Consider the following 26471-nt stretch of genomic DNA (forward strand, 5'->3'; position numbering starts at 1 on the left):
TTTACTCTATCACCAAGTCACCCGCATGATCAGATCCGGTTATTCATCTCAGCACAGGGATATTATGGCTATCACGCCGCCGACACCTGCCACTCACGCCCCGGAATCGCCTCCAGCAGTTGCCGGGTATAGGCATGCTGCGGCTGCTGATACACCTGATAGGTTGGCCCTTGCTCCACAATCTTGCCGGATTTCATCACGATAATGCGATCGCACACTTGTGCTGCCACGCGCAGATCGTGGGTGATAAAAATCAGCGACAAGCCCAGACGTTGCCGTAAATCCGCTAGCAGCGCCAGCACCTGCGCTTGCACAGAGACGTCTAACGCCGATACCGGTTCATCAGCCACCAGAATCTTCGGTTCCACCGCCAGTGCACGCGCCAAACCAATGCGCTGACGCTGGCCGCCGGAGAATTCATGGGGATAACGGTGTATCGCGCCAGCGTCCAATCCCACCAGCGCAAACAACGCTTTGACCTTCTCCAGCGCCTGCGCGCGCGGCACACCGCGAATCAACAGCCCTTTGGCAGCGATTTCGCCCACCGTTTGACGCGGGTTCAACGAGGCAAACGGATCCTGAAACACCATCTGAATATCCCGGCTCTGTTCACGCAGCGCGCGAGATTTCAGTTGGGCCAGATCGTGCCCGTCAAAGTGAATTTCGCCGGAATCCGGCTGATATAACCGCACGATGCAGCGCGCCAGCGTCGATTTGCCGGAGCCGCTTTCACCGACAATACCCAGCGTACTGCCCTGTGGCAGCGTCAGGCTGACATCCTGCACCGCAGCCACCTGCCGCTGGCGACGACGAAACAGCCCCGGCTCGCGGAAGGTTTTATTGATGTTTTTCAAGGTGAGCAGCGCGGACTGTTCCTGCGTCGGACGCGGCAGCGCCGGATGCAGCGACGGCACAGCGGCAATCAGCGAACGGGTATATTCATGGCGTGGTGCATACAACACTTGCGCCGCCGGGCCTTGCTCCACCAGTTCACCGTGGCGCATTACCGCCACGCGATCGGCAATATCAGCCACTACCCCGAAATCATGGGTAATGAACAGTACTGAGGTACCGCGCCGCTGCTGTAACTCACGAATCAAGCGCAGAATCTGTGCCTGTGTGGTCACATCCAGCGCGGTCGTCGGTTCATCCGCGATCAGCACCAGCGGTTCGAGCGCCAGCGCCATCGCGATCATCACGCGCTGGCGTTGGCCGCCAGAAAGCTGGTGCGGATAGGCACGCACCGTGGCGGTCGGTTCGGGAATATGCACATCTTCCAGCAAGCGCAGCACGCGCGCGTCCACGTCCTGCTTGGTCAGTTTGGGGCGATGGATAAGAAACATTTCGGCAATTTGGTCACCTACCCGGTGCAGCGGATTAAGCGCCGTCATCGGGTCCTGAAAAATCATGCCGATACGCGCACCGCGCCACTGACGGAGCTCTTCTTGCGTAAGTTGCAGCAGGTCACGCCCTTCAAAGGTAATGCTGCCCTGTGTCGGTTGTACCCGCTCCGGCAGCAAACCCATAATGGCGCTGGCGGTCATGGATTTGCCCGATCCGCTCTCGCCTACCACGCACAAAATTTCGTTATAGCGTAAGTCCAGCGACAGGTCGCGCAACGCCCAGGGGCGATCGGCATCCGGCGGCAACGCCACGCTGAGATGATTAATGGATAACAGTACGCTCATCGGTTTCTCAGCCTTGGGTTCAATGCATCATTCAGCCCCTGTCCCACCAGAGAGACAGCGAGCACGGTCAATAAGATAGCCACGCCGGGAATGGCAGAAACGTACCATTCCTGTCGCAATACGCTGCGTCCACCACCAATCAGGTTGCCCCACGACGGCACGTTGGGATCGGACAAGTTCAGGAACGCCAGCGCGCTCTCCAAGAGAATCGCCACCGCCATGATCACACTGGCGTACACCACGATGGGCGGCAGTGCGTTAGGCAAAATCTCTCTGAACACGATGGGCATGTCACGCATCCCCAATGAGCGCACCGCTTGCACAAACTCGCGGTGGCGCAGTGACAGAAACTCGGCCCGCGTCAACCGCGCCGCAGGCGGCCAGGAGACCACGCCAATCGCCAGAATCACCGTTGACAGCGTAGAACCAAATACCGCCACCAACACCAGCAGCAACAAGAAGTTAGGCAGGATCTGAAACGCTTCGGTCAAGCGCATCAGCATGTCGTCTACCACGCCGCCGTAAAAACCGGCCAACGCGCCTACCACGATGCCAATGACGATGGCGATCGCTGTCGCCACCACGCCAATGGTGAGAGAGACGCGCGCGCCGTGGAAGATCTGCGCAGCAATATCGCGCCCGGTATGGTCGGTGCCGAACAGGAAGCGGGCGTTATGCAGTGGCCACTGCAACGGACGCCCAGCCAAGCGCAGCGGATCGGCCGGGAAAAACCAGCCCGCGGAGAGCGCCATGCCGATCACCAGCACCAACAGGATCAAACCAAACAGCGCGCTCGGGCTGCGCGCATAGCGTTTAAAAAAGTTCACCATCAGCCTTCACCTGCAATACGGGGGTCCAACCGGGCATACAGCAGGTCCACCAGAAAATTGATTGCTATCACTAACAGCGCAGAGACAAACACAATGCCGAGCAGGGTGTTCAAGTCACGCTGCATCACCGACTCATAGGCCAAGCGTCCCAGCCCTGGCAGAGCGAACACGCTCTCTACCACGACCGACCCGCCCAGCATGGTGCCGGTTTGCAACCCAATCAGCGTCACCAGCGGCAACAGCGCATTACGCAGCACGTGGCGTACCACGATGCGCGTCTCCGGCACGCCTTTGGCACGGGCGGTACGCACAAAATCCAGCGTCGACACTTCCAGCATCGATGCGCGCATAATGCGCAGATAAATCGCCAGAAAAATCAGTGCCAGTGTTAACGTCGGCAGCACCAGATGGTGGGCGATATCCAGCACTCTGGCCCAGCCCGTCAGCCCGCTGGCGATGGTTTCAAAACCGCCGGAAGGGAGCCAATCGAGGTAGATGGAAAACAGGAAGATGCCCATCAGCCCGAACCAGAATGAGGGCGTGGCGTAGCAGATCAGGCCCAACAGGGAGATCACCGTGTCCTGCCAGCGGTTAACCCGCCGGGCAGACACAATGCCCAGCACCATCCCGACCGGGATGGCAAAAGCGAGTGAGGTCCCCATCAGCAGCAGCGTGACAGGCAAACGCTCAGCAATCACACTGGCGACCGGTTTGCCGTAAATGGCCGACTGCCCGAGATCGAGGTGCGCCAGCCGCCACAGATAGTCCCACAGCCGTACCGAGGTAGATTGATCGAGCGCATAGTAGCGGCGCAGTTCCTCAATCATGGTGGGGTCGGCACCGCCGACCTGTGCCACCAGCGCATCAACGGTATCGCCCGGTGCCAGTTGCAGTAGCAGAAACAACCCGACCAGAATCAACAGCAGCGCGGGTAGCGCTGCTGCCAAGCGGCGACCGCTCAGCAGTAACAGCCTCATCGGTGATTAACCCTCTAACCAGGTGTCATGCCAACTGCTGGAAGGCCAGCGCGCGGTGTTCAATGCGTTCTTCACCTTCTTATTGATGACGGTGAGGAACTGGCGCTCGGTGGCAAACCACACCGGGAATTGCTCGTTCACCTGCGCGACCAGCGTGGCATACAGCTCACGGCGCTTCTGCGGATCGACTTCTGACGCGGCATCATCAATCAGCTTGTCGATAGCATCAGACTGCCAGCCATATTGGTTGGTCCAGGGCGCCCCCGCCGGGCTGCCGGAACGCAGCCACACCGTGGTGGAAACCGCCGGATCGCCGCGATACTGGTGCCAGCCGGTGGCGATATCAAAATTGTGTTCTTTGTAGACCGCCGTCAATGCACCCGCGTAGTCGTAGTTGGCAATCTCCACTTTGATGCCCACTTCCGCCAGCGATTGCTGAATAAAGGTGGCAAACAGCGGCACGTCTTCACCGTTAACAATCTGCACCAGCTTCAGTGTGAAGCGCGTGCCGTTAGCCTGGCGGCGGTAGCCTGCTTCATCCAGCAACGCCTCTGCCTTTTTACGATCGAACGGATAGGGTTGCTTGCTGTTCGCCGGATAGAAGTTGGTGGCGGTAGACGGAATAATGCCGGTGGCGGGCTTACCTTGCCCATACAGGAAGTTTTCGATAAAGAACGGCACATCGATGGCGTGAGCAATCGCGCGGCGCACGCGAATATCGGCAATCTCTTTACGCCGGAAGTTAAATTCCACGGTGTTGTTGAAGATGTTGCCTTCAGAACCGCGCGGCGTGACCTCGAAATCCGGGTGGCGTTGCAGGCGATCCAGATCGGCCAGTGAGAGCTGCGAGTAGGCACTTAGCTGTACCTGCCCGGTTTCCAGCGCGGCGGTAGCGGCGGATTTGTCAGTGATAATGCGCCATACGATACGCTCAATGTAAGGCTGCCCTTCGCGCCAGTAGTCCGGGTTGCGCGTGGCGACGATGTATTGTCCGCGTTCGTACTGCACAAACTTGAATGGCCCGGTGCCGATGGGCGCGGTGTTGGCCGGATTCTCCAGCACGTTGGTGTTTTCGTACACGTGGCGTGGCACTACATAGCCGAGATCCGCCAGCGCACGCAGCAGCAAGCCAATCGGCATTGGGCGTGAATAGTTGAACACCACGGTGTGGTCATCCGGCGTCTCTACCGTTTCCAGATACTGTTGCACCGCAGTGCCGTAGTTCAGGTGTTTTTTCCACAATTCCAACGCATTGTATTGCACGTCGCTGGCGGTAAACGGCTTGCCATCGTGCCATTTAACGCCCTGACGCAGCGTAAAGGTAATGCGTTTGCCGTCCGGCGAGGTTTGCCATCCTGTTGCCAGTTGCGGCACCACGTTGCCCAGCGCATCCAAGTCCACCAGAGATTCGATAATCTTGCTGGTGACGATGTATACCCCGGTGGAGGCGCGCAGCGCTGAGTTGAGAATACGCTGCTCAGAAGCCAGATGTACGCTCAGCGTGCCCCCTTTCACCGGGGTGCCCGCTGCCGTTGCACCGGTTCCCTGTGCGGCAGATAAATAAGAGGTAAAGGGCAACGTCGCCGTCACGGCGGCGGTCGAAAGCAATAAGCGTCTGCGGGTAATATTCATGAATCGTTACTCGAATTAAGAGGAGAATAACGCAGAGCATAAAGTCAGTAATAATTATTATGTAAATGATGTTTCGTCATATCGAAAGAGGAATTTGGCATATATCAATTTTCGCATCGCTATATTCATTTTTCAGATAAGCAAAGATAAAAAAATTACTATCTAACTAGGGTTAATCTCTTTCTAATGTTCGAATCCTATTTTTAATTCCGCGAGGGAAACCATGGCTACATTACGCTGGGATCACGCCGTACATTATGTCAACCACCTGGATGACGCGATTGCTACTTTTACCGATAACCAGCTGGTTGCGTTTCCCGGTGGTGCACACCCCGGTTGGGGCACTCACAATGCGCTCAGTTATTTTGGCCTGACTTACCTCGAATTCCTGAGCATTCGTGATGCGCAGGAGCTGGAACAAGCGCAAGACTTTCTGCTGTCTCAGGACGCAAAGCGCTTGCTGCCGGAACAGCAGGTGCTCTACCGCGTGGCATTGCGCAGCGATGACATTGATACCACCCATCAGGCATTGCAGGAGCAGGGGTTAACCCTGTCGCCGATTGTGGATGGCAAGCGCCACGACAAACAGGGCAATCTGATCGAGTGGCGCATCTTCACCATCAGCGGTGATTTCCAGGGCGTGCCTTATCCCTTTGTCCTGCAATGGAAAACCAATGACGCCGCCCGTCTCGATTTCCTGCGCACCAACAATATCGACAGACCGCACCCGGTGGGTCAGGCTCGTCTTCAGGCGGCCATCTTCACGGTGCAGCATCCAGAGCAAGTGGCACAGCACTGGCAAAAGCTGTTCCAATTCCCAGCCAGTGAACACACGCCGACTACCCTGTATATCGATGAACAGCAATTTATTTTCCAAGCGGGTGAAGAGAACCGCCTCACGGCATTGCAAATCGCCACCGATAATGACGCCGTTAAAGGTCAATCGGTAACGCTGGGCGGCGGCGAATATCAATTTGTTTAATATTCACTCACTCGATTAAATAATTATCAGATAAAAAGACAGCACCATGAATAAAAAAATTGGTTTTATTGGCTGCGGTAATATGGGCCGCGCCATTCTGTTAGGGTTAATTTCCAGCCAGGTTGTCTCGCCGCAGCAGATTATTGCGTACGACATCATTCCTGATATTACCGCCGGGCTTGTCAGCCAACACGGCATTATCGCGGCAACCAGCAATGCCGACCTGGCCCTTCAGGCGGATATTATCTTCCTGGCCGTGAAACCGGATGTGATTGATGCCGCGCTGCACGACATTGCCGCATTGCTCAACCCTAACCAGATTCTGGTCTCGATTGCCGCCGGTATCTCGCTTGATGCGATCGGTGCCGTGGTAGGCGCGGAGCGCAAAGTAGTGCGCGTCATGCCGAACACCCCCGCACTGGTGCGTGAAGCTATCTGTTCCGTGACACCCAACGCCCAGGTGACCGCCGAAGAACTGGCACAGGTCAATACGCTGATCGGCAGCATTGGCCGCTACGAACAGGTGCCGGAATACCTGATCCACGCCGTCACGGGCGTCGGCGGTTCAGCACCCGCCTTTGTGTTTATCCTGATTGAGGCGATGGCCGACGCCGCAGTTGCCGGCGGCTTGACGCGCAAACAGGCGTATCAGTTTGCCGCACAAACCGTGTTGGGCTCCGCCAAGCTGGTGCTGGAAAGCGGGCAGCATCCCGGTGTGCTGAAAGACAACGTCTGCTCCCCCGGCGGCACCACCATTGAAGGTGTCGCGGTGTTGGAAGACAAAGGTTTCCGCGCGGCCATTTATCAGGCGGTACGCGCCAGCACCTTGAAGTCCGTGCGCCTGTCGCAAGACACCAAACCGGCCTGATTTTCATTCGATCGAGAGAAATGCTATGGCACACATTCATTTTATTGGTGCGGGACAAATGGCAGAAGCCATTATCCGCGCCGCACAGGTCAACCCGGCGCTGACTGACGCGCAATTCAGCATTGAAGATATTGATGCCGAGCGTGTCGCCACCCTGACGCACACCTACGCGTTGCCGACCCAAACGTCGGATAGCGCGTTGGCGAACGCAGATTTGGTGGTGATTGCCGTTCGCCCGCAGGATGATATTCCGGCCGTGGCGCAGCGTATTAACCAGCTTGCCTCAGCGCACAGCACGGTTATCTCCATTGTGGCCGGGGTTACGCTGGCGCAGTTGACGGCACTGTTGGGTGAAACGCGCGCCATCGCCCGCGTGATTCCGAATACTCTGACCGACACCGGCTATGGCTATAGCGGCGTGACGCTCAATCAACATGCGCAGGCTGAAAAGCTTGATGGGTTCTTCACCGCATTCGGCAAAGTGCTGTATCTGGAGGAGCGTCTGATCGATGTCTTCACCGGCTTTGGCGTGGCGGGACCGAACTATATTTACTACTTTATCGAATCGCTGACCGATGCCGGTGTGCTGGCAGGGTTGCCGCGCCCGCTGGCAACCAAGGTGGTGCAGGAAAATCTGCTGGGCGCAGTAGAAATGCTACGTTTAAGCGGAAAACACCCACGCCAACTGCTGGATATCAACAATTCGCCCGCAGGCGTCGGCATGCACGGCTTGTATGAACTGAATAACAGCGATTTTGCTGCCGGGCTGCAACGCAGCGTACTGGCGGCCGTGAAACGTACCACCGCGCTGGCGAATTCACGCTAAACGTCAGGCTGCCAGGGTCTGGTTAGGTGGTTCGCTCTACGTTGGGCTGTATGCACGAACGCCTCGCGCAGCCCAACGACCACTTGTTGCGCAGGTAACTACTCTCGTAATCCCCTCCCTGACAGACACGTAAAGTCGCCACTGACAGTGGTACTAAAAGCTGGAGGGGCTGCATTATGAATGATAAAAAAAAGCCCACATTGTGGGCTTTAATGATTCGAGTAAGGGAATGTTATTTTAAGAATGCTTCAATAATTCACGTCGGGCCAACTCAGCGATAAATCCGCTGCGGCTGGAAAACTCACCGTTACTGCTAACATAATCATCAATGCGTTTTAAAAGATTTTGCGGCAAAGTAATGTTCAACTTTATTGCTTTACCTTCATATTTAGTGGTATCGATATCAACGAAACCCCATATGCCACCCTGGCAATCTTCATCATCTTTGTAATCGTTGATATTTTTGGCGCTCGGCACTTCCCGACCTTTCTCACTTTGATATTCCAGATACGCATCAATGGCAACATGAGCTTCGGCGATCGCCTCGTCGATAGTGTCACCAGCGAAATAACATCCCACCACGTCCGGTACAAACCCGGAGTATGTGCCGCTATCGGCCTGGTGTAAGTAAACTGGATATTTCATACGCGATTTCCTCTCTTAAAAAGCAGCGTGCGTCGCACGCTACTGTACAACTTATTTTTCGCCCAACTGCTTTAGGATTTTGTGCAACGTACCCGTCGCTAAATCCTTAGTCGGATGAGGCACCACTATCGGCTCTTGTTCACCTTCTTTTTCAAAGAGGTGATGTGAGCCTCGTGTGCGGACGTGTACCCAACCGGCCTTTTTCAACTTCTTTATGAGTTCTTCACTTTTCATCCATTCCCCTTTGTTATCGAATCGTGGGTATCATACCCACCAGAACAGGAAGGCGTCAAGTTTTTGGTGGGTATAGTGGGTATAAAAAGCAAGGCGGATTGTAGGATAAATTGTCTGAAACAGGCCGCAGTTAACATACTGCACGCATACCGTGCGCAATGTGCTCGACCAGCACGAAAATACCTTGCCTGCGCCAAGCCATGGATGGTAAGAAAAATAACGTCACTCCCCCCTAAACCCCGCCAACGGGGAATAGTCGTATTGGATTAACACCAGGATTCACCATGGCTTTGTTTGCCTCACCGGGCGCAGACTCTTTGCTGCGTCAACGTTCTTTCGTTGCATTTTGGCTGGCCCGCACCGCGTCTATGTTTGGTTTTCAGATGCTCAACATCGTAGTGAGCTGGCAAATCTACTCTGTCACTGGCCGCGCGTTCGATCTGGGCCTGATTGGTCTGGCGCAGTTTTTACCCTCCGTGCTGCTGGCGCTGCCCGCCGGGCATATTGCCGATCAGTTTGACCGTCGACGTATCGTGTTAATCGGCCAGTTCGTGGAGTGGTTCGCCATCGCGCTGTTGGCGATACTGGCTTTTACCCAGCCGCCCGATGAGTTAACCATTCTTGGGCTGGTGCTGCTCATTGCCATCGCCAAAACCCTGGAAGCCCCGGCAATGCTTTCCATGCTGCCTGCATTGGTGCCCCCCAACATGCTGGCGCGCGCCATGGCGGCAAACTCGGCTGCCGGACAAGCCGCGATGATGGTCGGCCCGGCGCTGGGCGGACTGCTGTACGTGGCGGGCGCAGGCACCGTATATCTCGCCGCCGCGCTGCTGTATCTGATCTCCATGTTGATGGTCAGCCGACTGCGCTATGTGCAAGAACCTGTGCGGCGCGTACCGGCCAGTTTCGCCACACTGTTTGCTGGCGTGCGCTTTATCCGTGCCCGACCTGATGTGTTGGGCGTGATTTCTCTCGATCTGTTTGCCGTATTGCTGGGCGGGGCGACGGCGCTGTTGCCCATCTTTGCCAAGGATATCCTGCACACCGGTCCGTGGGGATTGGGGCTGCTGCGCGGCGCACCCGCCGTTGGGGCGCTGCTGATGGGCTTTTGGCTCACCCGCCATGCGATGGAACGTAACGTAGGCAAGATTATGTTCGCCTCCGTGGCTGGTTTTGGTGTCGCAACGCTGGTTTTTGCCCTGTCCACTCAACTGTGGCTGTCGTTACTGGCGCTGTTTGCCCTCGGGGCATTTGATATGGTGAGCATGGTGATTCGCGCCTCACTGGTGCAGCTTGATACCCCAGACGACATGCGTGGTCGCGTGAGTGCGGTCAATTCCATTTTTATCAATACGTCGAATCAACTGGGCGAGTTTGAATCCGGTCTGCTGGCGGCGTGGTTGGGTGCGGTGCCCGCAGCGGCGCTTGGCGGCATTGGCACGCTGTTGGTGGTGGCACTGTGGATGAAATGGTTCCCGTCACTGCGCCAGCGTCAGCGCTTGCATAACGAACCTGCGCAGGAGGCCAGTGCGGCCTAGCGTATTGAACACCCGCCTCTCGCAATCAGTGGGGAGGCGGTGTGTTGGTGATAAGTCACATCAGACGGGCAAAGCCGTCACGAATTTCCTGCTCGGGCAATTCCAGCCCGATAAAGACCATGATGCAACCGCGCGTTTCTTCCGGCAGCCACTCTCGGTCCCAATCCGCGCTGTACAGGCGCTGCACGCCCTGAAACAGCAGACGGCGATCGTCACCGTTGATGGCGAGAACGCCTTTGTAACGCAGCAGGTTATCGGCATATTTGAGCAAAAAGCCTTCCATCGCATCCGATAACGCCGCAAAATCCACCGCGTGATCCAGTTCCACCACGATAGACTCCACGTTGTTCTGCTGTGGTGCCACGAAACGGAACAGCGGCGCTTTCACCGTCAGTGTGTCGTTAAGCATAAAGCCATCGACGTTGAACAACAGGCTGAGATCGATCTCGCCGTTGACCACGGTATAAATCGGCGCGCGCGCATTGATACGCTGCAAGCGCTGTAGCAGGGCGTCATCCTGACCTGCCACGTCGGTTTTGGTCAGCAAGATGCGATCGGCGTAACCAATTTGCGATTGGGCGATAGTGAACTGATCGAGCTGTTGCTGCGCGTGCACCGCATCCACCAGCGTGATGATGCCGTCCAGCATAAAGCGTTCGCAAATCAGCTCATTGGAGAAGAAGGTTTGGGCAATCGGGCCGGGGTCGGCCATGCCAGTGCACTCAATCACCACGTGATCGAAATCCAGTGCGCCTTTATCGATACCGTCCACCAGATCGAGCAGCGCATCCGCCAACTCATTGGCGCGGGTGCAGCAGATACAACCGTTGCTGAGCGTGGTAATGGTGCTGGCACGTTCGCCAATCAGCGCATCATCAATCGGCACCTCGCCGAACTCATTCTCAATAACGGCAATTTTATAACCATGGTCGGCATTGAGAATATGCCGGAGTAGCGTGGTTTTGCCTGCCCCAAGAAACCCGGACAGAATGGTGACATGAATCGGCTGCGTCATCGCGGCTCCTGATAATAATGCGTTTTCTTCCTGTGCTGGACGAGGTTAACAGCAGCGCATGCCGCCTTTGCCGTCGCCGCCGTAGCGAGCTTGCTGCCGCTCACGGAAGAACTCTTCGTAGGTCATCGGTGGTTGATCGGGATGGTTGGTCTGCATGTGCTGAACATAGGTTTCATAGTCCGGAATCCCAATCAGCATGCGCGCTGCCTGTCCCAAATACTTTCCCGCTTTGCCAAGGTTGCCAAACATAGCTGGTCTCCTAAAAAAACTACCCCGTATATATCTTATACGGGGTATGGCGACTCGTCATCTTTCCCGCCGCAATCTGCGGCGGGAATCAGCCTATCAGTGACCGTTAGAGATCTTCACGCCGCCTGCCGGAACCGGGATATAATCGGTTTCGCCATCGGTACGCTTATCTTCCTGACGCGCTTCAATCGCCACTTTCACACCGTAGGCAATGATGCTGTACACCACGAACAGGAACAGGATGCTCAGGCCCGCGTTGGTGTAGTTGTTGATAACGATGTGGTTCATGTTGGCAATCTGCTGTGCACTCAGGTCAGCACCGCCCTCGGCAATCTTCTGTTTAAACATGTTAGCCATGTAGAAGAAGCCTTCCAACTGCGGGTTGTCGCTGAACAGTTTCAGGCCCAGCGCCCAAGTGGTGCAGATCAGCAGCCACACAGCAGGCACCACGGTGACCCAAATGTACTGGGTGCGTTTCATCTTGATCAGCACTACCGTACCCAGCACCAGCGCCACAGCGGCCAGCATCTGGTTAGAGATACCGAACAGCGGCCACAGGCTCTTCACGCCGCCCAGCGGATCGACCACGCCTTGATACAGCAGGTAGCCCCACAGACCCACGCAACCTGCGGTACCGATGATACCCGCCACCAGTGAATCGGTTTTCTTCAGGAACGGTACGAAGTTACCCAACAGGTCTTGCAGCATGAAGCGGCCAGAACGGGTGCCTGCGTCCAACGCGGTCAGGATAAACAGCGCTTCGAACAGGATACCGAAGTGATACCAGAAGCCCATGTTGGCACCAGGAATAATCTGGTGGAACACGTGCGCAATACCCACGGCCAGCGTCGGCGCACCGCCTGCGCGGTTCAGAATCGACGGTTCGCCGATGTCTTTCGCCGTTTGCATGATCTGCTCAGGAGAGATAACGAAGCCCCAGGAGCTAACGGTCGCTGCCGCGTGCGCAGAGACGTCTTGCAACTGCGCCATGATCATCGGCGCATCTGCCGTACCCAACTGGTGCAGGTTCGGCATGGTGATGCCCAACGCCGCCGGCGGGGTGTTCATGGCAAAGTAGAGGCCCGGCTCAATGATGGACGCTGCCACCAGTGCCATCACCGCCACAAAGGATTCCATCAGCATTGCGCCGTAACCGATAAAGCGCGCGTCGTTTTCATTCGCCAGCAGTTTCGGTGTAGTACCGGAAGCAATCAGGGCATGGAAACCAGACACCGCACCACAGGCGATGGTGATGAACAGGAACGGGAACAGGGTGCCTTTCCATACCGGACCGGTGCCGTCAACGAACTGCGTCACCGCAGGCATTTTCAGATCCGGGTTCAGGATCACGATACCGATAGCCAGACCAACGATAACGCCGATTTTCAGGAACGTTGCCAGGTAGTCGCGCGGTGCCAGAATCAACCATACTGGCAGCAGAGCGGAAACAAAGGCATAACCCACCAGGGTAAAGGTAATGGTGGTGTCTTTAAAGGTCAGCGCCGGGCCCCAGTACGGGTCGTGAGCTACCACGCCGCCAAACCAGATAGCCATCACCAGCAGCACGATACCGATAACGGACACTTCCGCTACGCGGCCTGGGCGCAGGTAGCGCATATAGATACCCATAAACAGCGCGATCGGCACCGTAGAACATACGGTGAACACGCCCCACGGGCTTTCTGCCAGCGCTTTCACCACGATCAGCGCCAACACCGCCAGGATGATGATCATGATCAGGAAGCAACCGAACAGCGCGATGGTGCCCGGAACCGGGCCCAGCTCTTTCTTGACGATTTCACCCAGCGATGCACCGTTACGACGAACGGAGAGGAACAGCACCATGAAATCCTGCACGGCACCGGCCAGCACCACACCCGCCAGCAGCCACAGCGTGCCCGGCAGGTAGCCGACCTGCGCTGCCAGCACCGGCCCTACCAGCGGACCTGCGCCTGCGATAGCCGCAAAGTGGTGACCGAACAGCACGTTGCGGTTGGTAGGCACATAGTTCAGGCCATCGTTGTTAACCACCGCTGGCGTAGCGCGGCTCGGGTCCAACTGCATGACTTTCTGTGCGATATAGAGACTGTAGTAGCGGTAAGCCACCAGATAGACGGACACGGAAGCGACGATAATCCACAGTGCGCTCACGTGTTCGCCACGGCGCAATGCAACCACGCCAAGGCAAGATGCCCCGATGACGGCAAGCATCACCCAGGGAATGTGTTTGAGTATGGTACTGCTTTTCATAAGACATCCTTCAGGCAAATTAAGTCTTAATGGTCTGTTTTTTAATCTTTATCGAACAATATCGAGCATCCACCACGCCGTTGGCGTCCGTGTTGGACAAGGCAGGAATTGTTGACTGTGTGGGGTGTGGTGATGGCGCGACGATACGGTAATGCGAGCGAGCGCGCAGAACCAATTTGTATCGACGGTGGCATAGCGTATTAAGCGGTTAGAATTACACGCTAAGCGGTTGGGGAGAAAAACAGCGTCAGGCACGCAGCGTCACATTCAGTGTACCGGCGGCAGCGCTTTTACCTGCAAGGCACGAATTTCAATCGTTCTGCGGTATTCCTCGAGCGGCATATGACTGCCAATGCCCAGCGAGGCAAATCTCGGTTTTTGCTGGAGCACCCGGGAGAAAATTAACCTGCCATACCTTTTGATATCGACCCGCCAACCGCTTTCATGCTGGCGGACCACCACATCCATGTTGATGAAGCGCATCACATCCAGCGGCAATGTGGTATCGGTTAATCGAACCTTTTCGCCCCCCTCATGGGTATCCACAAAGTACACGTTATTCACTCTGCCGAGTGCCAGCGAAGTATGACCTTCCCCATCGGTTAAGGTAAAAAAGTGGATTTCCGGGTAATAGGCATTTACGCGTATAGAGAAATGCACCCTGGCGTTGTGGGCAGGCATTTTACGTTTCAGAAACAGGTTTAGCGCATTGCAGCTATCACTCACCTTGGGAATATCCAATATCAGGCTATTGATACCGTTAACCGACTCAAAATAGGCCAGCAGGCAGGCATGCAACTGACGGTAGGTAGCGGGCTGCATGCCGCCGCCGTGCATATCGCTGACCAGTTTGAATCCGCGCAGCCCGGCAGGGGAAAGCGTTTTCAGGTTGATTTCATGGCAGGATTTTATCGCAGCGTGAGGGGCTAAAGGGATAGCCCGTTCACGCCGGTGCACCTCTCGGGTCGCTTCGGGTTGTTGCGTGGAAGCACCTCCACGCGTAAGGCAGGCATGATAGATAAGCTTAGCGCCTCCCAGTAATACCGTACTTACTGCGCTGCCAACCGCACCGATAATCACGTTGTTGCGCACCGCTGCACGCCGAGTAGACAGCGCCGTTGTGACAACCGCCCCCGCCACCACAGGAAGAACAGCCTCACTGTTGGCAATTTTCACCGCAGATGAGCGCAGGGGAAGGCTTTCCAGTCGAAGATGGGCGATTTTATCCGCATTTTGCGCCATGCACGAAAGCTGATGCCAGTAAGCATCAATCCGGATTAACAGATTGGCAAAAAAGACCGGGACGCGCAGCAGACTGCGCTGAGGCGACGGTTCTTGTATCATCCAAAATCGGGTGGAAATTGCCAAAAGCCCAAGCGCCAGGTAAATGGCATGAGAAGCAGGATTATGATCGTGAGACAGAAACTGGGAAAAATAAGATATTCCGGTGTAGTCGAGCAGCGTTTGCTTAATGAAATCAGCCAAATGGGCAATCACATTCCCTTCACTGAGCATATCAACCGCGACCATCCCCAGCGTATTGAGCAATGCCAGATCGATATCCCTTTTCTCGGTGACCGAAATATACAGGCTGTGGGCTACTGCGATAACCCCGAGCGGCAAGCCGGGCAATAGTCGCGCCAATCCCGTAGCAATAAGCGCATTCTGCTTCATATCACCAAGATACTGGATCATCTTTTTGATAGCGCGCCGACAGTCTTCGGTAAAGGGCACCAGATGCTCCGCTTTTTGTGCCGGTGGGCGTGTATCCGGCAGCGATCCATCGCGCGCATCGAACCAGATGTCCTCAACGCACCGTTGCTCCCATGCATCAAACCATAACTCGTGATGACCTGCATCGGCAGGCGCTGGCAAGGGCGCATTGGCACAAGAGCGAGCAGAACATGAAGCCGCATGCATAGATTAAATCCTTTTTAAACTATTCATACATTGCTATGAGACGGAGCGAGAGACATTGCCGTTTTGCTGCAATTTTACGGTCTTCCCACCGGTATCAGATTGCAGAAAAGCGGCATAACAACAGGGTGTGATGAGGTTTGGTTAAGATGCGCTACGCGTCCGCGCCAGCACGGCAAGGCGCCCACCAAACACATTGACCAGCAGTCCCACCATGATCAGCAGCGCACCAGCCACCTGAAGCAGCGTCAGGTGTTCATCAAGAAACAGCGCAGCGCTCAGCATACCAAACACCGGCACCAACAGCGTCAAAGGAGCAACGCGCCAGGTTTCATAGCGCCCCAACAGGCTGCTCCAGATACCAAATCCCATGATGGTGGCAACAAACGCCAGATAACCGAGCGCCAGCACCGTGCTCATACGCACGTTGGTCAGGCTGGCAACGATCGCCGCCTGACCGTCGAACAGCCAGGAGCACAGGAAGAATGGCCCAATCGGCACCAGCGCACTCCATACCACCAGCGACATCACATTCAAACCCGCACCGTGGCGGCTCATGATGACTTTATTGCTGATATTGCCGAACGCCCAGGAGAGCGCGCCGCCCAACGTCAGCAGCATCGTGAGCAGCGTCAACCCGGTGGTGGTCTGGTTCAGCATGCCGCCTTCCGCCAGCACAAACATGCCTAGCGTAGCAATGGCAATGCCGAGGAAATGGTTCCAACGCAGCGCCTCACCCAGCAGCAGCGCCCCCAGCAGCAGGGTGAAAAACCCTTGTGCTTGCAGCACCAGCGAGGCAATGCCCGCTGGCATACCCAGTTTTATCGCCAGAAACAGAAAGGCAAACTGGCCGAAACTGATGGTCATGCCATAGGCGACCAACCAGCGCAGCGGCAAGCGGGGGCGCGGCACAAAAAAGACGGCAGGCAGCGCCACCAGTGTAAAACGAAGCCCCGCCAGTAAAAACGGCGGCATCCCCTGCAACCCGACCTTGATAACCACAAAATTAACGCCCCAGGCAACCACCACACACAGCGCCAACAGCCAATCTTTTACTGACATTTTATTCCCCAGCGAGTGAGCGACAGCCCCGTTCGCGCGCTTTCATCGTCCTAAAATGAAACATCGCTCACAAAAACACAAGTAAGCGAATCTTATGACTATAGCGCCTTCCCCCTGGCTGAGGGGGGGATTATCAACGTTTTAGCAAAGGTCTTTCGCCTGCGTGGGGATAAAAAAAGAAAACAGAGTGGCCTACAATGGGGAACGGTTTCCGGTTGGCGGCCAGGTTTTGGTCGTCGCTAACGCCGCGCAAGGCACGGCGTCCATTCCTCGGAGGAAGGTTTCTGTATGAATATTGATCTGTCAGGAAAAACGGCGTTGGTCACCGCGTCCAGCGGCGGCATTGGGTATGCGATTGCAGCAGGGTTGGCGGAAAGCCATGCCGAGGTGATCGTGAATGGCCGCAGCAGTTCATCGGTAGACGCAGCGCTGTCCCGTTTGCAACAGCAGTTCCCGCAGGCTCGTCTTCGCGGTGCGGTGGCCGATCTCGGCAGTGCCGAAGGGGTAACGGCGCTGCTGGATCAGGTGCCGTTCGTGGATATTCTGGTGAATAACGCCGGTATTTATGGTCCGCGTGATTTCTATGACACCGATGATGCGGTGTGGGAAGACTACTGGCAAACCAACGTGATGTCGGGCGTTCGCTTGTCACGCGCTTTCCTGCCGGGCATGGTGGCGAAACAGTGGGGACGGGTGGTGTTTATCTCCTCCGAATCCGCGCGCAACATCCCTGCCGACATGATCCACTACGGCGTATCGAAAACGGCGCAGTTGGCGCTGGCGCGCGGGTTGGCAAAACGGGTCGCGGGCTCTGGCGTGACGGTGAACAGCGTGCTGCCGGGTCCTACGATTTCCGACGGCTTCGCCACCATGATGCAAGACGACGTGGCGCGCACCGGTAAATCCCTTGAGGTACTGGCGCGGGAATTCGTGATGGCGCATCGCCCCAGTTCGGTTATCCAGCGCGCTGCCAGCGTGGAAGAGGTCGCCAACATGGTGGTCTATATCTGTTCGCAGCAGGCGTCTGCCACTTCGGGCGCGGCGCTGCGCGTTGATGGCGGCGTAGTCGACGATATTCTGTGATGAAAGGGCCAGGGGTGTCCCTGGCCCTTTCATCATCCCTGATGCAACGATGCCAGAAAGGCGCGCCAGCCGCCGAACGCGGTGATATCGCGAGCGCCTTCCAGACCTTCTGCCGTACAGATAAAGCCGGTGCACCACTGCCCATCGGCCAATTGTACCTGCCCTAACCCCAATGGGGCCGGGATGCCCGCCAGAAACGACCCCACTTCCGCACTGGGCAATTCCCATACTTCAACCTCGATGGCCGCACCGCCGTCACGGGCTCTGACCATGCCGGGGCGCAGCGGCGGACAGCCCGCCAACGCATACAGCCGATAATCCGGCGCGCTCTGCGTGCATTGCACACAGCGTCCTCCCCGGTTAGTAAGCTGGTGATTGAGCGGCTGCCCGGAAAGGTGCGCCCCACAGACTACCAGCCGCTGGCAATCGTGAGTGGCTACACGCACCGGGGCTGCGGTGGTTAAACCGGCACCGCCCACCAACGCGGCCCCCTGCTGGCGTTGCAGAGCATCGGCCAGACTCAGAAGGTACTGATCGGTAAAGGCGCGACCGAACAGCGTGACGCCCCATGGCAGCCCGTTTTGCATCTGCCCGGCGGGCACCGCCACTGCCGCATAATCCAGCATATTCATGAAGTTAGTGTAATAGCCCAAATCGCTGTTACGTTTCACCGGCTCCTCGGCCAGTTCCGCCAGCGTCACGGCTCTCGGGTAGGCAGGCGTCAATACGCAGTCCAGACCGTCCACGATCGCGTCACATTGCGCTTTGAGCTGCTGCACGCGGTATTGCGCGCGGAAGGTATCCGCCGCGCTGTAGTGTGGCGCGCTGGCCAGCACATTACGAATCACCGGCAACACGGCGTCGGGCTCGGTTTCCAACAGCGTTTGCGCCGTGATATAGCGTTCCGCCACCCACGGCCCTTCATACAGCAAGCGCGCTGCGGCCAAAAACGGCGTGAAATCAATCTCAACCGCAACGCCACCCAGAGCCATCAAGCGCGCTTTGGCGGCGGCGAACAGCACAGGGCTCTCCGCGCAGCCGAAAAATTCCAGCTGTTGCGGCACGCCAAAGCGAAAACCCGTGCGCGGTTTACCAAAGGCCGCACCGTTGTTCCACTGGGGATTACGGCGGGAATAGTCATCTAACACATCGTAGCGGGCCGTTAACGACAGCAGCTGACTGGCCTCTTCCGCACTGGTGGTGAAGAACGTCACGCAGTCCAGCGTGCGACAGGCAGGCACCACGCCTGCCGCCGAGAGCAGCCCTTTGCTGGCCTTCAGCCCCACCAGATTATTGAGCGCGGCGGGCACGCGGCCACTGCCTGCGGTATCGGTGCCCAGCGCAAAGCTGGCAACGCCGAGTGCCACCGCCAGCGCCGATCCTGCGCTGGAGCCTCCCGCCGGATAATCAGGATGGACGCTGTTGCGGCACGCGCCGTAGGGTGAACGGGTGCCATTCAGCCCGGTGGCGAACTGATCGAGATTGGTTTTGCCGACCGGCACCGCACCCAGCGCAATCAGTTGTTCAACCAGCGTGGCGCTACGTTCTGGCACATAGGCAAAGGCCGGGCAGGCCGCCGTGGTGGCGATGCCAGCAATATCAATGTTGTCTTTGATGGCGAACGGAATGCCGTACAGCGGCAGCGCATCCGGCGATTTCCCGTCCAATGCAGCGAGATAGGGCTCCAGCTCCGCTTCGCTAAACAGATGAATATAAAGCGCATAATCAGCATTCAGCGTCAGCGCACGTGTGCGCAGCCGGTGGCACAGCTGGCGCGGCGTTAACTTTCCCGCCTGATAGGCGGCGCGCAGCGTCGACAGACGTAAATCGAACGAAGTTTGCATCACGGTTACTCCTTCTCCATCACCATCAAACACTGCCCTGCCCGCACCGGTGAGCCCGGCTGGACATCCAGCACCCGCACTACGCCGTCACAGGGCGCTTTTACCGGAATCTCCATCTTCATCGATTCCAGCACCACCAGCACCTCACCTGCTGCGATGCGCTGCCCGGCCTCAACCAGTACCTGCCACAGATTCCCCGCTATCGGGCTTTCCACCGCGGTTTGCCCCGGCAGCAACGCTTGCCTTTCCGGCGCGTGCGCCACGGCATCGTCCGTTTCCGAGTGATCCAGCCCGGCCGCTATCCAACGTTCGCGTTCAGCGTTAAAGGCCGCGCGCTGCTGTAGACGAAAAGCCTCAATGCTGTCGTGTTCCCGCTCCAGAAAGGCCTGATAATCCGCCAGCACCAGTTCATGCTGCTCTATCCGCAGCGGGTAGCGCCCCAGCGGAAAATCCCGACGAATTTGCGCCAGCTCTTCAGATGAGACGGGATAAAAACGAATCTGATCGAAGAAACGTAGCAGCCAGGGTTTACCGTGGAAGGCCTCAATCTGACGATAGCGGTTCCACATCTGCAAGGTGCGCCCAATCAGTTGGTAACCGCCCGGCCCTTCCATGCCGTAAACACACAGATAGGCCCCGCCAATCCCCACCGAGTTCTCCGCCGTCCAGGTGCGCGCCGGGTTATATTTGGTGGTGACCAGCCGATGACGAGGATCGAGCGGCGTCGCCACCGGCGCGCCCAGATACACATCTCCCAGCCCCATTACCAGATAACTGGCCTTAAACACGGTGTCATACACCGCATCGATATCAGGCAGATCGTTGATGCGTCGGATAAATTCCAGATTGCTCGGGCACCAGGGCGCGTCTTTACGCACCGTAGTCATGTATTTCTGGATGGCGGTCTGGCAGGCGGGATCGTCCCAGGAGATCGGCAGATACACGATACGCGAAGGCACCCGTAAATCCTGCGTCGCCAGGACCTGCTGCCAGTCTTGTTGCACCTGCGTGAGCAGCGTGCTCAGTGAAACGCGCTCGGGCTGGTAGTGAATCTGAAGCGAACGAATGCCCGGCGTCAGGTCGATAACCCCGGCGATCTGCGCGGCCTGCAAACGCTGCATCAACACATGGCCGCGAAAGCGTAACCGCAGATCCAGCTCCGGCTCGCCAAACTCCAGCAGCAGGTTGGTATCGCCGCTCAGTCGCGCCACCAAACGCTGCGCGCCTTCTCCCTGATTCAGTACGATAGGAGAAGCCAACGGTTCGGGCTGCCACTCAATCGCCTCAGGCTGTAACTGCATCAGCGCTGTGGTTCGCGCCTGTACCAGCGCACGCGCGGTGCTCACAGAGACCGGAACAAAGCGCACCTTGTCGCCCGCTTTAAGTTGGCCTATCTGCCACAAATCCGCCTCGATCACCGTTACCGGGCAGACAAAGCCCCCCAGACTCGGGCCATCCGGTCCCAGTATCACCGGCATATCTCCGGTAAAATCCACGGCGCCGATGGCGTAGGGGTTATCGTGAATATTGGAAGGATGCAGCCCCGCTTCACCGCCGCTGTCGCGCGCCCAGCACGGTTTCGGACCAATCAGCCGCACGCCGGTGCGGCTGGAGTTGAAATGCACTTCCCAGTCGGTGGCGAAGAAGGTGTCGATATCTTGCGGCGTAAAATACTCCGGCGCGCCGTGCGGCCCATAGATCACCCGCAAGGTACGCACCGGCGCTAAGTCAGGCAACACATCCGGCGACAAACGGGCATCCGCGCTGCGGTCTTGAAGCGCCTCAAGGTGCAGCACATCGCCGCCACGCAGCGCACGTCCCCCGTGCCCACCGAACTGCCCAAGCGTGAAGGTGCTTTTGCTGCCCAGATAATCCGGCACCTGAATGCCGCCGCGCAGACAGAGATAACTGCGCGCGCCGGCGCCCGCGATGGAGCCCAGCGTCAAGGTTGCTCCGGCCGGAATAAACAACAGCGCGTGCATCGGTTGCTCAACGCCATCGAGAGTAACCGGCAACGCAGCCCCCGTCACCACGGCGACCGCATCGCAATTGAAACGCAGCGCCGGACCGGTCATGGTCACCTCCAGCGCTGCCGCGTCTGTCGCATTGCCCAGCAACTGATTGCCAAGGCGCAGCGCGCGATCGTCCATCGGGCCGGAAGGCGGGATGCCTACCGCCCAGTAGCCCAAACGGCCTGGATAGTCCTGCACGCTGGTTTGCGTCCCGGCACTCAGCACCTCCACCGTGGTAGCCTGATAGGCCAACCCTTCCAGACAGCGCGTCCACGGGTTGCCCGACGCAAAGGGCGCATCGGCCAGAATCTGGCGCAGGTAGCCCCGGTTGGTTTCCACGCCGTACAGCGTCGTTTGCGCCAGTGCGCCATCAAGCGTTGCCCGCGCCGCGTCGCGCGTTTCGCCCCAGCCAATCACTTTCGCCAGCATCGGGTCAAAATAGGGCGGTATTTCACAGCCGCTCTCAATCCAGGTATCGATACGCAACGCGTTATCCGGCGTGGACGGAAAGGCCACCGCCGTCAGCAACCCCGGACAGGGCTGAAAATCACGACCGGGATCTTCGGCATAGAGGCGTGCCTGAATCGCGTGCCCACGCGGTTGCAGCGTGCGCGCCAAGGTTGCCAGCGGCGGTAAATCGCCCGCCGCCAGTTGTACCATCCAGCGCACCAGATCGACGCCCCAGACCTGCTCTGTCACGCCGTGTTCCACTTGTAAGCGGGTGTTTACCTCGAGGAAATAGAAACGCTGTGCGTCGTTGTCATACACAAACTCCACCGTTCCGGCACTGCGATAATTGACCGCCTGCGCCAGACGAATGGCAGCCGCGCACAGTTCGGCCTCCATGCCTTCGGGGAGATGGGGTGCGGGCGTTTCCTCCAGCACTTTTTGATTACGCCGTTGAACCGAGCAATCGCGCACGCCCAACGCCAGCACGTCGCCGCATCCATCGCCGAACAACTGCACTTCCAGATGACGCGCGCGCGCAATGTATTTTTCGACAAACACCCCGGCATCGCCGAAGTTGTTCTGCCCAAGACGCCGCACGCTGTCGTAGGCATCGCGTAATTCCGCCTCGCCGTGACACACGCGCATGCCGATACCGCCACCGCCCGCGGTGCTTTTCAGCATCACCGGATAGCCCACCGCCTGTGCGGCAGACAGCGCCTCATCGATATCCGCCAGCAGCGCAGAACCTTCCAGCAGTGGCAGCCCGCGCTCCTTCGCCAATGCCCGTGCCGTATGCTTCAGGCCGAACAGACGCAGTTGTTCGGGCGTCGGCCCGATAAACGCGAACCCTTCCCGCTCACAGGCTTGGGCAAACGCGGCATTTTCCGACAGAAAACCGTAGCCGGGATGAATAGCCTCGGCACCGCTTTGACGCGCGGCACGCAGTATTTTATCGACTGCCAGATAGGTGTGCGTCGCCGGACCCTCACCCAATAACACGGCAATATCGGCATGCTGCACATGCAGGCTGGCACTGTCCGCGTCGGCGTACACCGCCACATTGCCCACCGCAAGTTCGCGCAGCGTGCGTTGAATACGACAGGCGATCGCTCCACGGTTGGCGATTAAGACCTTGTTAAACATGTGAGATACTCTCGGCAATGGCGGGCCGTCCCGCCATGAAACGTGGCACCATGGTCGTCCATGGCGGGCATAAATCAGTTACGCCTTGTTGAAGGTATGCAATGCGCTGATTTATGCGATAAAAAAACGTTTGTATTGCTGTTCACTTGTCGATGTATCTACCGGCAAGCGTGCCGCGTAGTGGCATGCCCGTGCCGTCACCAATCGGGCCACACCGTCTACCATCACCATGACACTGCGCCGTATCACGCCCATACCAGCACCTCGACCGGCGTAGGATCCCAGCCGTTACAGGGGTTGTTTAACTGAGGGCAGTTGGATATCAGCACCACCACATCGGTTTCCGCGCGCAGTTCCACATATTTACCCGGTGCGGAAATGCCGTCCTCAAACGTCAATCCCCCCGCCGGTGTCGCGGGTACATTCATAAAAAAGTTGATGTTGGCAGCGATATCACGTTTGGAGAGGCGGCCATCGTGCCCGCAGGCGCACAAAAAGTTGTCGCGGCAACTGTGCATATAGCGCGTCTCCACGCCATAGCGCACCGTATTGCTCTCCTGCGCGCAGGCCCCGCCCAGCGTGTCATGACGTCCACAGGTATCGGCAACAATCGTCAGCAGTGGGTTGCCCAGATTGGAGTAAAGTACGCTGCCGGTGGTGAGATAAAGGTTATTCTGGCGACGCAGCGTGCGCTGCGCGTCGTAGCGTTCACGCAGATTGGCGGCGGCATAGAACAGCGTATCGACCGCCTGATTGCCTTGCAGATCCAACAGGCGCAAGGTTTGCCCCTGTTTAACATCACACACATAGGGTTCGCCCGCAGGGATAGTATGACGCCACAGCGCCTGCTCCGGGTGTTTCTGGCTGGCGGTCATGTTCATCGTGCGGCTCCCTGAAGAAATAAACGATCGGTGTTATGAAACGCGCGCGTATTCTCCGCGCACGCCTGACGGCACACCTGCGCGATGGCATCGTCACCGATGTGATACCAACTCAGTTCAACCGGCTTGGGTGCGTAGTGTGGATGGGGATCGAGTGGATGTTGCAGCGCGGTAAGCACCACCAGCGTATCCATCGGGGCATAGAGTTCGAGGTAATCCCCCGCTCGGCTATTGTGCGGCTGGAAAGCAAACGCGCCGTTGGCATCCACCGTCACTTTGCTGAACAGGTTGAGCACCATCAGCAGGTCTTCCAGCCCGAGATTCCATTTGCCCATTTCCACCAGCAGGTTATCTGCGCCATTGCGGTAAAACCCATTACGCTGCTCCTGATAGCGACCCTGACCGTATTTTTCGTTGACCTCAGCGGCGTTCAGCACGCCGCCCAGGCCATCGTGCCAGCCACAGGTGTCTTCGGTGATCGCCGCCAGCACCCGTCCCATATCGGAATAGAGACAGTGACCCGCCGTCAGCTTGGCGGTGTGCTGCCCCTTAAAGGTATCGGGCAAGTTCAGCCGTTCGCTATGCGCGGTGGCGTTGAACAGCAGCAAGCTGACATTCGCGTCGCCTTGCAAATCGGTGATGCGCAGTTGCTGACCGCGCGGCAGAACAAAAGAGGTATGCCCGCCGCCAGGCACCGTTTCCTGGTATAACGCGGCAGTGGTTATCGACGTCATGCTATGTCCTTATCAGGGAAAAGCGCGGACGCCACCGTCGCAGAGACGGGCGTCAGTCGCTCAGAATTCAGGGGAATGTCGTAGGTAATGCGTGCGCCGTAGGCGTTAGGGGCTTGCGGGTCGTTCCGCACCTTGTCAAATACCAACAGGCGAGTGCCGAGGCTGAAACCCTCAGAGAGATCGTGCGTCACCATAAACACCGTCAGCCCGGTTTCACGCCACAACTCCAGCAGCAGCGCGTGCATATCCTTGCGGATACCGGGATCCAGCGCGCCAAAGGGTTCATCCAGCAGCAGGATACGCGGCTGCATGATAAACGCCTGCGCAATCGCCAGCCGCTGTTGCATGCCGCCGGAGAGCTGCCCCGGATAGCGATCCAGCGCATGGCCCAGCCCGACGCGGTGCAGCATCTGCGCGGCGGCCTCACGCGCCTCACGTTTGCGGCGACCAAAGAAACGGCCAAGGAAGCGCGCATCGCGCAGCTCAAGACCGATGGCAACGTTATCCAGCACACACAGGTGCGGAAACACCGAGTAGCGCTGGAACACCACGCCGCGCGTAATGTCCGGTTCTTGCGCCAACGGCTTTCCTTCCAACAACAGACTGCCGCGACTCGGTGCCTCCTGCCCCAGCAGTAAGCGTAAAAAGGTGGATTTGCCGCAGCCGGAAGCGCCCACCAGCGTACAAAACTCACCCTGCGTAATGGTCAGGTTGAGCCGTTCCAACACCACGTGGTCGCCGTAGGTTTGCCACAGGTTAACGATTTGGATATAGCTCATGCGCGCCCCCCTTCCACCGACCACGGGAAGCAGCGTCGATTCAGGTAGCGCAGGGCATAGTCCATCAGCCATGCCAGCAGCGTAATCCACACCACATAGGGCAGAATCACATCCATCGCCAGATAGCGCCGCACCAGAAAAATACGGTAGCCCAGACCTGCCGTAGCAGAGATAGCCTCAGCCGAAATCAGGAACAGCCAGGCAGAGCCGATCATCAACCGCAGCGACACCAACAGACGCGACAGCAATTGCGGCAGCACCACGCGCAACAGCAGCGTCCAGCTGTTTGCCCCCAGCGTTTGTGCCTTGATCAGTAATTCGACCGGGATCTCGCGCGCACGCTGCTCCAGATCGCGCGCCAGAATCGGCGTAATGCCAATCACGATCAGCATCACCTTCGACAGCTCATCCAAACCAAACACAATGAACAGGATGGGCAGGATAGCCAGCGGCGGCACCATCGACAGCACGGTCATCAGCGGTGAGAACGTGGCGTTGAACAGCGGAAAAATACCGGTTGCCATCCCGACACAGAGCCCCAGCAACGCGGCAATGCCCAGCCCAAGAGCGAGCCGCGTCATGCTGGCTGCGGTATCGCTCCACAGCAGATAGTCACCGCTGCGTTTGTCCGCCGTAAAGGCAACGCGTTCTATCGCCTCGACCATTTGGTAGCCACTGGGCAACAGCTTGTCGCCGGGGTTTTCCGCTAAACGCAGCGCCGACCCCATGAAATAGGCGGCCAGCAGCAGAATAAACGGCAGCAACATCAAGACAATCCGACCGCCGCGCTGCGGGTGACGATTAATCAAACGCATCCGGTTTCTCCCCTGGC

Annotated in this window: 23 protein-coding genes; 5 read left to right on the forward strand and 18 right to left on the reverse strand. The window is 57.7% G+C overall.

Annotation, left to right across the window (positions count from 1 at the left end; translation table 11 throughout):
* Window positions 1-71: 71 nt before the first annotated feature.
* The 4 genes from J5067_RS17800 to J5067_RS17815 are packed head-to-tail and all read right to left on the reverse strand — an operon-like array spanning window position 72 to window position 5127.
* Window positions 72-1688, reverse strand: a complete 1617-nt coding sequence (locus J5067_RS17800; protein WP_264651670.1) for an ABC transporter ATP-binding protein — start codon at window positions 1686-1688, stop codon at window positions 72-74.
* Window positions 1685-2518: an ABC transporter permease gene (locus tag J5067_RS17805; RefSeq protein WP_264645203.1), complete on the reverse strand. Its 834-nt coding sequence runs from the start codon at window positions 2516-2518 to the stop codon at window positions 1685-1687. Before J5067_RS17805 ends, J5067_RS17800 begins: the two co-directional genes overlap by 4 nt.
* The gene (locus tag J5067_RS17810; RefSeq protein WP_264645204.1) at window positions 2518-3495 is read right to left on the reverse strand and encodes an ABC transporter permease; all 978 of its coding nucleotides are present in this window, start codon (window positions 3493-3495) and stop codon (window positions 2518-2520) included. Before J5067_RS17810 ends, J5067_RS17805 begins: the two co-directional genes overlap by 1 nt.
* A gap of 6 nt (window positions 3496-3501) precedes the next feature.
* Window positions 3502-5127 (reverse strand): ABC transporter substrate-binding protein, encoded by a 1626-nt coding sequence (locus tag J5067_RS17815; protein ID WP_264651671.1) that lies wholly within the window; start codon window positions 5125-5127, stop codon window positions 3502-3504.
* A gap of 223 nt (window positions 5128-5350) precedes the next feature.
* Here J5067_RS17815 and J5067_RS17820 point away from each other — a divergent pair, with 223 nt between their 5' ends.
* Genes J5067_RS17820 through J5067_RS17830 form a run of 3 tightly spaced genes read left to right on the forward strand, consistent with a single transcriptional unit; the run spans window position 5351 to window position 7803 of the window.
* The gene (locus J5067_RS17820; RefSeq protein WP_264651672.1) at window positions 5351-6109 is read left to right on the forward strand and encodes a VOC family protein; all 759 of its coding nucleotides are present in this window, start codon (window positions 5351-5353) and stop codon (window positions 6107-6109) included.
* 46 nt (window positions 6110-6155) lie between these two features.
* Window positions 6156-6977: a pyrroline-5-carboxylate reductase gene (gene proC / locus J5067_RS17825; RefSeq protein ID WP_264651673.1), complete on the forward strand. Its 822-nt coding sequence runs from the start codon at window positions 6156-6158 to the stop codon at window positions 6975-6977.
* A 25-nt stretch (window positions 6978-7002) separates the two neighbouring features.
* Window positions 7003-7803, forward strand: a complete 801-nt coding sequence (locus J5067_RS17830) for a pyrroline-5-carboxylate reductase (RefSeq protein ID WP_264645208.1) — start codon at window positions 7003-7005, stop codon at window positions 7801-7803.
* A 237-nt stretch (window positions 7804-8040) separates the two neighbouring features.
* On the opposite strand, the gene J5067_RS17835 is transcribed toward J5067_RS17830, so the two are convergent.
* Window positions 8041-8448, reverse strand: a complete 408-nt coding sequence (locus tag J5067_RS17835) for a type II toxin-antitoxin system HicB family antitoxin (RefSeq protein WP_264651674.1) — start codon at window positions 8446-8448, stop codon at window positions 8041-8043.
* A gap of 51 nt (window positions 8449-8499) precedes the next feature.
* Window positions 8500-8682 carry a type II toxin-antitoxin system HicA family toxin gene (locus J5067_RS17840; RefSeq protein ID WP_264651675.1) on the reverse strand — a complete coding sequence of 61 codons (183 nt, stop codon included), beginning with the start codon at window positions 8680-8682 and terminating at the stop codon, window positions 8500-8502.
* Window positions 8683-8966: 284 nt separating this feature from the next.
* Between J5067_RS17840 and J5067_RS17845 the strand changes: the two genes are divergently transcribed.
* Window positions 8967-10220, forward strand: coding sequence for an MFS transporter (locus tag J5067_RS17845; protein WP_264651676.1), 1254 nt, complete (start codon window positions 8967-8969; stop codon window positions 10218-10220).
* Window positions 10221-10275: 55 nt separating this feature from the next.
* On the opposite strand, the gene yjiA is transcribed toward J5067_RS17845, so the two are convergent.
* From yjiA to J5067_RS17870, 5 genes are all read right to left on the reverse strand, one after another.
* Entirely contained in the window at window positions 10276-11235 is a 960-nt protein-coding gene (gene yjiA, locus J5067_RS17850) for a GTPase (protein ID WP_264651677.1), read from the reverse strand.
* Window positions 11236-11280: 45 nt separating this feature from the next.
* Window positions 11281-11484: a YbdD/YjiX family protein gene (locus J5067_RS17855; protein WP_195313178.1), complete on the reverse strand. Its 204-nt coding sequence runs from the start codon at window positions 11482-11484 to the stop codon at window positions 11281-11283.
* Window positions 11485-11580: 96 nt separating this feature from the next.
* Window positions 11581-13734 (reverse strand): carbon starvation CstA family protein, encoded by a 2154-nt coding sequence (locus J5067_RS17860; RefSeq protein ID WP_264651678.1) that lies wholly within the window; start codon window positions 13732-13734, stop codon window positions 11581-11583.
* Between the two features lie 267 nt (window positions 13735-14001).
* Complete coding sequence (locus J5067_RS17865; protein WP_264651679.1) at window positions 14002-15654, reverse strand: hypothetical protein; 1653 nt, start codon at window positions 15652-15654, stop codon at window positions 14002-14004.
* A gap of 141 nt (window positions 15655-15795) precedes the next feature.
* A complete protein-coding gene (locus J5067_RS17870; RefSeq protein ID WP_264645214.1) occupies window positions 15796-16713 on the reverse strand; it encodes an EamA family transporter in 918 nt (305 codons plus the stop codon).
* Window positions 16714-17001: 288 nt separating this feature from the next.
* On the opposite strand from J5067_RS17870, the gene J5067_RS17875 reads away from it, so the two are divergent.
* A complete protein-coding gene (locus J5067_RS17875) occupies window positions 17002-17796 on the forward strand; it encodes an SDR family NAD(P)-dependent oxidoreductase (RefSeq protein WP_264645215.1) in 795 nt (264 codons plus the stop codon).
* A gap of 32 nt (window positions 17797-17828) precedes the next feature.
* On the opposite strand, the gene atzF is transcribed toward J5067_RS17875, so the two are convergent.
* The 7 genes from atzF to J5067_RS17910 all read right to left on the reverse strand — a co-directional run bounded on the left by atzF (window position 17829) and on the right by J5067_RS17910 (window position 26454).
* Complete coding sequence (gene atzF / locus J5067_RS17880) at window positions 17829-19640, reverse strand: allophanate hydrolase (protein WP_264651680.1); 1812 nt, start codon at window positions 19638-19640, stop codon at window positions 17829-17831.
* Window positions 19641-19645: 5 nt separating this feature from the next.
* Window positions 19646-23245 (reverse strand): urea carboxylase, encoded by a 3600-nt coding sequence (gene uca / locus J5067_RS17885; RefSeq protein WP_264651681.1) that lies wholly within the window; start codon window positions 23243-23245, stop codon window positions 19646-19648.
* A gap of 111 nt (window positions 23246-23356) precedes the next feature.
* Entirely contained in the window at window positions 23357-23500 is a 144-nt protein-coding gene (locus J5067_RS17890; protein WP_264627701.1) for a hypothetical protein, read from the reverse strand.
* Window positions 23491-24126 (reverse strand): urea amidolyase associated protein UAAP2, encoded by a 636-nt coding sequence (locus tag J5067_RS17895; protein WP_264651682.1) that lies wholly within the window; start codon window positions 24124-24126, stop codon window positions 23491-23493. The genes J5067_RS17890 and J5067_RS17895 overlap by 10 nt, the downstream gene beginning before the upstream one ends.
* Window positions 24123-24860 (reverse strand): urea amidolyase associated protein UAAP1, encoded by a 738-nt coding sequence (locus tag J5067_RS17900; protein ID WP_264651683.1) that lies wholly within the window; start codon window positions 24858-24860, stop codon window positions 24123-24125. The genes J5067_RS17895 and J5067_RS17900 overlap by 4 nt, the downstream gene beginning before the upstream one ends.
* The gene (locus tag J5067_RS17905; RefSeq protein ID WP_264627698.1) at window positions 24857-25639 is read right to left on the reverse strand and encodes an ABC transporter ATP-binding protein; all 783 of its coding nucleotides are present in this window, start codon (window positions 25637-25639) and stop codon (window positions 24857-24859) included. Before J5067_RS17905 ends, J5067_RS17900 begins: the two co-directional genes overlap by 4 nt.
* Window positions 25636-26454: an ABC transporter permease gene (locus tag J5067_RS17910; protein WP_264627697.1), complete on the reverse strand. Its 819-nt coding sequence runs from the start codon at window positions 26452-26454 to the stop codon at window positions 25636-25638. The genes J5067_RS17905 and J5067_RS17910 overlap by 4 nt, the downstream gene beginning before the upstream one ends.
* Window positions 26455-26471: the final 17 nt, after the last annotated feature.

The sequence above is a fragment of the Candidatus Symbiopectobacterium sp. NZEC151 genome (assembly GCF_025962655.1).
GTDB lineage: Bacteria > Pseudomonadota > Gammaproteobacteria > Enterobacterales > Enterobacteriaceae > Symbiopectobacterium.